A 7,985-nucleotide genomic window follows, 5' to 3' on the forward strand; every position below is an offset into this window, starting at 1 on the left:
TGCGGTCGCCGGATTATAGCGCTGCAAAATAGGTGTAATCGGAACTTTCCGCCTACAGTTGCGGCAAAGCAGCATGCAGGCGTGCCCAGTCAAAAAACGGACCGGGGTCGGTCTTGCGTGCGGGGGCAATATCATTGTGTCCCACCACCGCACGCAGCGGGCAGGCTGCGGCCAATGCCTGCACCAGAGGAATCAGGCTGGCGTACTGTGCCTCGGTATAGGGCTGCAGATCGGTGCCCTCGAGCTCAATGCCCAGCGAGAAGTCATTGCAGCGCTCACGCCCTTGCCAGCACGAGACACCGGCATGTGCAGCCCGCAGCCCCAACGGGACGAACTGCAGCACCTCGCCATCGCGGCGGATGAAGAAATGGGCCGACACGCGCAGCCGGGCCAGCGCGTCGTAACCGGGCGCAGCCTGCGGGTCCAGCCTGTTGGTGAACAGCCGCTCGACATGATCGCTGCCGAACTCGCCGGGCGGCAGGCTGATGTTGTGGATCACCAGCAGATCGACCGCGATGCCCTCCGGTCGCGCATCGCAGTTGGGGCTGGGCACGCGCCGGGCGGCGCCATACCAGCCGTCCGCGTCGATCACGTTCATTCCTTCATGCCCAGCCGCTCCATGCGGTAGCGCATCGAGCGGAAGGTCACGCCCAGCAGCTTGGCGGCCTGCGTCCGGTTGCCGCCGGTTTTTTCCAGTGCCTCGAGGATGGCCTGCTTTTCCACCCGGTCGAGGTAGTCCTGCAGGGTGCCGCCGCCATCGCCCACGCTGCCCAGCGGCTCGCTGCCCGCGGGGTTGAGCTGCAGGTCATCCTGGTGGATGGTGATGCCATCAGACAGTGCCAGCGCGCGTTCGAGCATGTTTTCCAGCTCGCGCACATTACCGGGGAAGTCATAGTACTTGAGCGCCTGCAGCGCGCCATCGTCGAAGCGCGGCTCCGGCATGCCGTTTTGCTGGGCCAGCCGTGCCAGTACGTGGCGGGCAATCAGCTCGAAGTCGTCGCCCATTTCGCGCAGCGGCGGCATTTTCAGTTCGATCACGTTGATGCGGTAGTACAGGTCCTGCCGGAAGCGGCCGGCCTCGACGCACTTGGCCAGATTCTGGTGCGTGGCCGAGATCAGCCGCACGTCTACCGGCTCTTCCTGCGTGCTGCCCACCTTGCGCACCTTGCGCTCCTGGATGGCGCGCAGCAGTTTGACCTGCATGGCCAGCGGCAGATCGGCGACCTCATCCAGAAACAGCGTGCCACCGCCAGCGGCCTGGAAAAAGCCATCACGGTCTTCGGTGGCGCCAGTAAACGCGCCCTTTTTGTAGCCAAAGAATTCGCTTTCCATCAGGTTTTCGGGAATCGCCCCGCAATTGACGGCAACGAACTCCTTCTCGGCCCGGCTGGACTTGGCATGGATGGCACGCGCCGCGCGCTCCTTGCCGCTGCCCGATTCGCCGGTGATGTAAACCGGTGCCTGGCTGCGCGCCAGCTTGTCGATCAGGTCCAGCACCTGGCGTATCGCTGCCGAATCGCCCATCAGGGTGCGGCTGCTGACGTCCTGCGTCGTGTCGGGCGGGCTGTCGTCGATGCGCAGTGCCGACTTGACCAGGGTACGCAGCTGATCCAGCGACACCGGCTTGGCCAGATAGTCAAAAGCACCGGCCTTGAGCGCCGACACGGCGTTTTCGGTACTGCCATAGGCGGTGATGACGGCCGTGGGCAGGTCCAGCTTTTTTTGCTGGATATGGCGGATGATTTCCAGTCCCTCGCCATCGGTCATGCGCATGTCGGTCAGGCACAGGTCGTAGCGGTTGGCATCGATCAGCCCGCGCGCTTCGCCCACGCTATGCGCCTTGTCGACCTCCAGCCCCATTTTCATCAGGGTCAGCTCAAGCAGTTCGGCCAGATCGCGCTCGTCGTCGACCACCAGGATGCGCTTGTTTGCTCTAGGTTTTCTGGACATCGTATCTCCCGAACACGATTCTGAAGCATGCCCCCACCTCGCCCGACGGGATGTATTCCAGCAGCGCCGCATTGGCGGCACAGATTTCCCGCGCGATATACAGGCCGAGGCCGGTGCCCTTGGATTCAGTGGTAAAAAAGGGCTCGAACAATTGCGATTGTGCATCGGCCGGCACCGGCGGGCCATCGTTGAGCACATCCAGCCGCCAGCGGCCATCGCGCTCCGACACCATCACCGCCAGGCTGCCCGGCCCCTTGCTGCAATAGCGCCAGCCGTTGCGCAGCAAATTCCACAATACCTGATGCAGATGACCGGGGTCGAAACGCACCACCGCCTCGTCCGGGCAGACCAGCGCCACGGTTACGGTAATTTCCTCGGCCTGCCGCACCTCATCCAGAAAAGTCAGCAACCAGCCGGGCAAACGGATTTCGCTCATCTGCACCCGGTCGCGCCGGTTCAGCTCCAGCACGTCACGCACCATGCGCTCCAGCCGGGCGGCATTCTCATTGATGATCTGCGTCAGCCGCAGTTGCAGCGGGCTGTCGCCACAATCCTCACGCAGCAATTGCCCGGCATGGCTGATGGCCCCCAGCGGGTTGCGGATTTCATGCGCCAGATTGGCGGTCAGCCGCCCCAGCGCAGCCAGCTTGAGTTGTTGCGCCTCACGGCGCAGTTTGTCCATGTCCTCAAGATAAACCAGCACTTCCAGATCATACGAGGCGGTCAGACGGACAAAGCGCGGTCGCAGTGTCTTGCGCGACATGGCTTGCAACAGGGGGGGCAACTGTTTTGGATTGTCGCGCCATGCGGCCAGCGCAAGGTCCAGCCCGGGCAATACGGCTGGCAAGGTGGCGTCCGCCGCCGGTTGCAGGCCAATCAGCCGCACCGCCTGATCATTGCACTGGCGTATGGTGCCGTGCCGGTCGACCACCAGCACGCCATCGGAAACGTCTTGCAGGATGCGCGCATTAAGCTGGGCCAGATTGGCCAGGTCTATGCCGCGCTGCTCGGCCAGCCGTTCGCTTTCGGCGGCATAGCGCGCCAGCCGATGCGCCAGCCAGGCCACCGCAAAACAGGCCGCGCACAGCAGCGCTGGGACCAGAAATTCATCCAGCGCGGCCCGCAGCTGCAACCATTGCCAGGTTTGCTCAAGCAGGATGGCAATGCTGGCCAGCGCAGCATGGAACAAGGACATGCGACCGCGCGCAATCAGCCCTGCGGCGGCCAGATAGGGCAGCAGCAGGATGCCCAGCCCGCTCTTGATGCCGCCCATCAAGTGCATGATGCCGACGATGAACAACACGTCGGCCAGCACCTGCACGCCCAGCTGCACATGAAAAACCGGCAAGCGCCGCGCAATCCCGACCGCAAAAATCAGCGCCATGGTGATGTAGGCGCCGCACAGCTGCAGAAAGAATGGCCATTGATCGGCCGACATCGGCGAACGGCGCACCAGCAGCGTCAGACTGGTTAGCAGCGCAATCAGGCCAAGAAAGCGGAAAACATTGAGCAGCGCCAGCGAGCGCCAGTGCAATTCGGAAGGCGGGGGATGAAGCCGGGGCATGTGGAACTCCAGCTTGCAGTCCGGCCCGCCCGCTGGGCAGACCGGATGCAGATTTTATTGTTGTTGCTGGTGTTGCTGTACGGCTTGCTGCGTGAGCTGTCTGCGCGGCGAGCCATCAATCAAACGCGACAACTCGGTCAGCGCTGCTTCATAAACGCCGCGCTTGAACTCGATCACCGCTTCAAGTGGCGCCCAGTATTCATTCCAGCGCCAGGCATCAAACTCCGGATGGCTGGTACGACGCAGACAGACGTCGGAATCGTGGCCAGTCAACCGCAGCAGGAACCAGATTTGTTTCTGGCCCTTGTAAGTGCCGCGCCATTCGCGGCGGACCCAGTGGGTCGGCACATCGTACTTCAACCAATCACGGGTGCGGCCGATGATCTGCACCTGGCGGGGCTCCAGCCCCACCTCCTCCATCAGCTCGCGATACATCGCCTGCTCCGGCGACTCGCCCTGCTTGATGCCTCCCTGCGGAAACTGCCAGGAATGCTCGCGCACGCGCTTGCCCCAGAACACCTGATTCTGACGGTTGACGATGATGATGCCGACGTTCGGGCGATAGCCGTCACGATCGAGCATGGTAATACCTTGTAAATCTTGGGTTACACCGATTCTCTCATCTTGATAGCAGCTTAGGAAGGGGGAGACGCGCGCGCCAGCCTTTGCATGAGCCGGCGCACGCCTGCTGGATGACTTGCCTGGCTGTTCTACAACAGAGGGGCGGCGGCGCGCATCATTGAGGCAGGGCCGCGCCGGGGCCCTGCCTGCAACCATGTCAGCGGAAGTAAATCCACGGCAGGTTGTTCCAGCCCTGCTCGTTGGCAGCGCGGCTGCCATCGCTCAAGCGCGCAGCAATGGCAATGCGGCCGTCATCCGTCACACGCAGACGACCGCTGCTGTTCTGGCTGCCCTGGAAGTTCACCATGCCACCGACAGGCTGACCATAGCGACCCCATACCAATGGCTGCTGGGTGGAGATCACGGTCGAAATACCGGCCGGCGAATTCAGACGACCACTGATCGCAAAACTACGCGGGCGGTTTTGATCGTCACGCTGCTCGACATCCACCTTGAGGTCAAAATAACCGCCGCCATCAACATAACCACCCTTGTACAGCACGTTCATCGCGTTATCTGCCGTGAAGCTGTCACGCAGCACATTCGGCCATGCATCACGCCCGCCACGGCCGGTCGAAGTCGCGGCCCACTTGCCGTAACGCCCTTCGAGGTAGTAGCTGGTGGACTCATCCAGCGCGGCATAGCTTACACCGGCACCAGCCAGGCGGACCAAGCCAGCGGAACCACGCTGATCGACACTCAATTCGCGGTATGTCGTCAGGTCCAGCGGCCCCGGGGCACCAGTCAATGCGATTGATTCCGCAACCCCGGACAGAGCGACGTTGCCGTCATCAATCGAGCGGTAACTGGAACCGCTGGCCCATTCGCGCCGGCCCTGCCAGCTTTCGGTCTGGCGAACCTCATAACGATTGCGGCCTGTACGATTGATAGTGTAATCAATCGTCAGAAAAGGGCTGCTGCTCCTGGCAATCTCATGGCCTGAGCTATCCAGATCATGTGAGCCAAATGAACTCAGCTCCTGATGAGACTTGCCACTGACCCAGCCTTTGGCATCCCGGACAAACGCGTATTCAACCTGGCCTTCCACCGCAGAATAATGGGTCCCATCCTGCGTGGAATGCATGAGACGATCGATCACATAAAACTTGCCCGAACGCTGCTTGTCGTTGTCGATCAGATCCTCAACCACGTTCAGCGTGAATACACCATCCTTCAAATCACTGGGGTAAGGCGGCGTCGTCGAGGCGGTAAAACACCCCTGATACGTCAGCCGATATGAATCACCGGACCGATTGACACCATCACCATCCGGATCAGTAATTTCCAGCGTCACGGTGCCAAAATTGCCGCAGTTATAGGTGCCCGGCTTGCCTTCAGTCAGACGCGCGATATAGGCCACATCCTGTGCAGACGAGGCTGGCAGCGTACTTAGCAAAGCGCTCCAGAAAGAGCGCTGCGGCGATGTCGCAGCGGACATCGACAACATGCCGGAAATTTCGGAACCAGCTGTGTAGAGATTATTGCTGGTAAACGCCGTCAGGCTGTCATCAGAGTACTGCGCGCCATTGGCGGCACCGGCATTGCCCGCCAGCACCATGGCCAGACCCGCAGCAGCCAGAGCTGCCCTGCCATTTCCCTTGTAAAAAAAATCCATGTGGACCTCTCCGTCTGTTCATCAATCAAGGTGGTACTACTCAAGCGCTGTCACAGCTACGACAAGCGCCAAGCATGTAACACGCGCTTCAGCGAGTTCTTGCCGCTTGCAGGCCAAACAGCGCCCATCAATTTGCGCAGCATCTTAATACACGGAAATATTTTTGACAGAAAAAAACAGACAAAAAACAAAAATCACGTCAGAAACAGAAAGAATGGCTGTACAAAATCAGGCGTAGCAACCCGCAGGACAACGTGGCACAAAAGAAGAGAGGGGAAAACAGCAGAGATGCAGCCGGACGATGCCGGCTGCGGAGGGGTCAGGCAAACAGCTTGCGGTCGTTATGCGGGTTCATGCGCGCCAGGTCGGCGACGAACTCGTTGAACTCCAGCCCGTACTGGGCTTCGAGCTTCTGAGCACGCGCAGCGAGGGTTTCCCACTTCGGGTCGCCCAGGCCGGTCTTGAAGCCGAAGGCGATCACATTGCCTTTCTGGCGGGCCGGCAGGCAGAGGAAGTGGCCGTCGAAGACGTCGGACAATCGATCGCAGTATTGCTGGAAGCGCTTGTCCGAACCCCACAAGTTGACCGCCAGTACGCCCTGATCGGTAAGTTTGTCGCGACAGGTCATGAAGAATTCGGGCGTGGCCAGCGGCGGGGCGATGCCGGTGGCACTGTAGGCGTCCATCACGATCAGGTCGGCCGAATCATCGGCCATATTGGCGACATGCGCCGCACCGTCACCGGTGATCACATTCAGGCGATCATCATCGTCGGGCAGGAAAAACATGCTGCGCGCCACATTCACCACCTGCTGGTGCAGCTCGACGCAGGTGAGGCGGGTTTGTGGCAGGAACTCATGCGTCCACTTGGCAATGGAGCCGCCACCCAGCCCGATCAACACCATGTCGCGCGGCGGCTCGACAAACAGCAGGCAGCCGAACACACAGCGGCTGTAGGCCAGCACCAGCTCGCTGGGGTTGCTGACGCGCATGGCGCTTTGCGTGTCGTCGTTGCCGAAGTGCAGCTTGCGGATGCCGAACTCTTCCGAGATGTCGATCACCAGCTCATCATCGGGCCGGCTGGAAAAGCGCTTGGAGCGGAACAGCATCAGTCGTCGGCTCCGCAGTCACCGGCATCGGCCGGCTTGGACGCCAGGATGGAAATGCGGCCTGGATCGCTGAAGGTTTCCTTGTCGAAAGCCTTGTCGCCATCCTCGCGCGCCACGCCATCGGCCTTGGCGTTGGCGAAGTCATACAGCTTGGTATCGGCCAGGTGCGACGGCACCACGTTCTGCAGGCTGCGGAACATGGTCTCGATGCGGCCGGGGAAGCGTTTGTCCCAGTCAGCAATCATCTCGCCGATCACCGCGCGTTGCAGATTGGGCTGCGAGCCGCACAGATTGCACGGAATGATGGGGAAGCCCTTGATCTCGGAATACTTGACGATGTCCTTCTCACGGCAATACGCCAGCGGACGGATCACCACGTGCTTGCCGTCGTCCGACACCAGCTTGGGCGGCATGGCCTTGAGCTTGCCGCCGTAGAACATGTTGAGGAACAGCGTTTCAAGAATGTCTTCACGATGGTGGCCCAGCGCAATCTTGGTCGCGCCCAGCTCATCGGCCACGCGGTAGAGAATGCCGCGACGCAGGCGCGAGCACAGGCTGCAGGTGGTCTTGCCCTCGGGCACCAGCTTCTTGACGATGCTGTAGGTGTCTTCCTCGATGATGCGGTATTCGACACCCAGCGCGGCCAGGTATTCCGGCAATACATGCTCGGGGAAGCCCGGCTGCTTCTGATCGAGGTTGACGGCCACGATGCTGAAGTTGATCGGCGCCGAGCGCTGCAGGCTGAGCAGGATATCCAGCATGGTATAGCTGTCCTTGCCGCCGGACAGGCAGACCATCACGCGGTCGCCCTCTTCGATCATGTTGAAATCATTGATCGCGTCGCCCACGGCATGGCGCAGCCACTTGTTCAGCTTGTTGAGTTTTTGCTGCTGCTTCCGGGCGGCATCAAGTTCGGCATCGTTCAATGCAGCGGTATCGGTATTGGCGTTCATCTGGCCCCCAAACGGGATCGGGGCGCAGCGCGCCCCGAGGTAGAGTCTTGAATTGGCGATGATTTTACCGCAAAACCGCGACGCCACCTATTCCTGCCGGCAAGGCAGAGCGCGCTGACGTGCACGCGGCCTGAACTAGGGCCTGTTAACACTTATTTCGCGCTTGCGCTGGGC

General features: G+C 61.0%; 7 protein-coding genes. All 7 read right to left on the reverse strand.

Annotated elements, in window-relative coordinates:
* Nucleotides 1-52: 52 nt before the first annotated feature.
* The 7 genes from ampD to ttcA all read right to left on the reverse strand — a co-directional run bounded on the left by ampD (nucleotide 53) and on the right by ttcA (nucleotide 7,811).
* Complete coding sequence (gene ampD, locus B9A19_RS20280) at nucleotides 53-598, reverse strand: 1,6-anhydro-N-acetylmuramyl-L-alanine amidase AmpD (protein ID WP_084092978.1); 546 nt, start codon at nucleotides 596-598, stop codon at nucleotides 53-55.
* Complete coding sequence (locus B9A19_RS20285; RefSeq protein ID WP_084092979.1) at nucleotides 595-1,950, reverse strand: sigma-54-dependent transcriptional regulator; 1,356 nt, start codon at nucleotides 1,948-1,950, stop codon at nucleotides 595-597. The genes ampD and B9A19_RS20285 overlap by 4 nt, the downstream gene beginning before the upstream one ends.
* Entirely contained in the window at nucleotides 1,934-3,514 is a 1,581-nt protein-coding gene (locus B9A19_RS20290) for a sensor histidine kinase (RefSeq protein ID WP_084092980.1), read from the reverse strand. Before B9A19_RS20290 ends, B9A19_RS20285 begins: the two co-directional genes overlap by 17 nt.
* Before the next feature lie 54 nt (nucleotides 3,515-3,568).
* Nucleotides 3,569-4,096 (reverse strand): RNA pyrophosphohydrolase, encoded by a 528-nt coding sequence (locus B9A19_RS20295; RefSeq protein ID WP_084092981.1) that lies wholly within the window; start codon nucleotides 4,094-4,096, stop codon nucleotides 3,569-3,571.
* A 196-nt stretch (nucleotides 4,097-4,292) separates the two neighbouring features.
* Nucleotides 4,293-5,750, reverse strand: coding sequence for a hypothetical protein (locus B9A19_RS20300; protein WP_084092982.1), 1,458 nt, complete (start codon nucleotides 5,748-5,750; stop codon nucleotides 4,293-4,295).
* Nucleotides 5,751-6,069: 319 nt separating this feature from the next.
* Nucleotides 6,070-6,858 carry a fused MFS/spermidine synthase gene (locus B9A19_RS20305; protein WP_084092983.1) on the reverse strand — a complete coding sequence of 263 codons (789 nt, stop codon included), beginning with the start codon at nucleotides 6,856-6,858 and terminating at the stop codon, nucleotides 6,070-6,072.
* Nucleotides 6,858-7,811, reverse strand: coding sequence for a tRNA 2-thiocytidine(32) synthetase TtcA (gene ttcA, locus B9A19_RS20310; protein WP_176217041.1), 954 nt, complete (start codon nucleotides 7,809-7,811; stop codon nucleotides 6,858-6,860). Before ttcA ends, B9A19_RS20305 begins: the two co-directional genes overlap by 1 nt.
* Nucleotides 7,812-7,985 lie beyond the last annotated feature (174 nt).

The sequence above is a fragment of the Andreprevotia lacus DSM 23236 genome, assembly GCF_900176275.1.
GTDB lineage: Bacteria > Pseudomonadota > Gammaproteobacteria > Burkholderiales > Chitinibacteraceae > Andreprevotia > Andreprevotia lacus.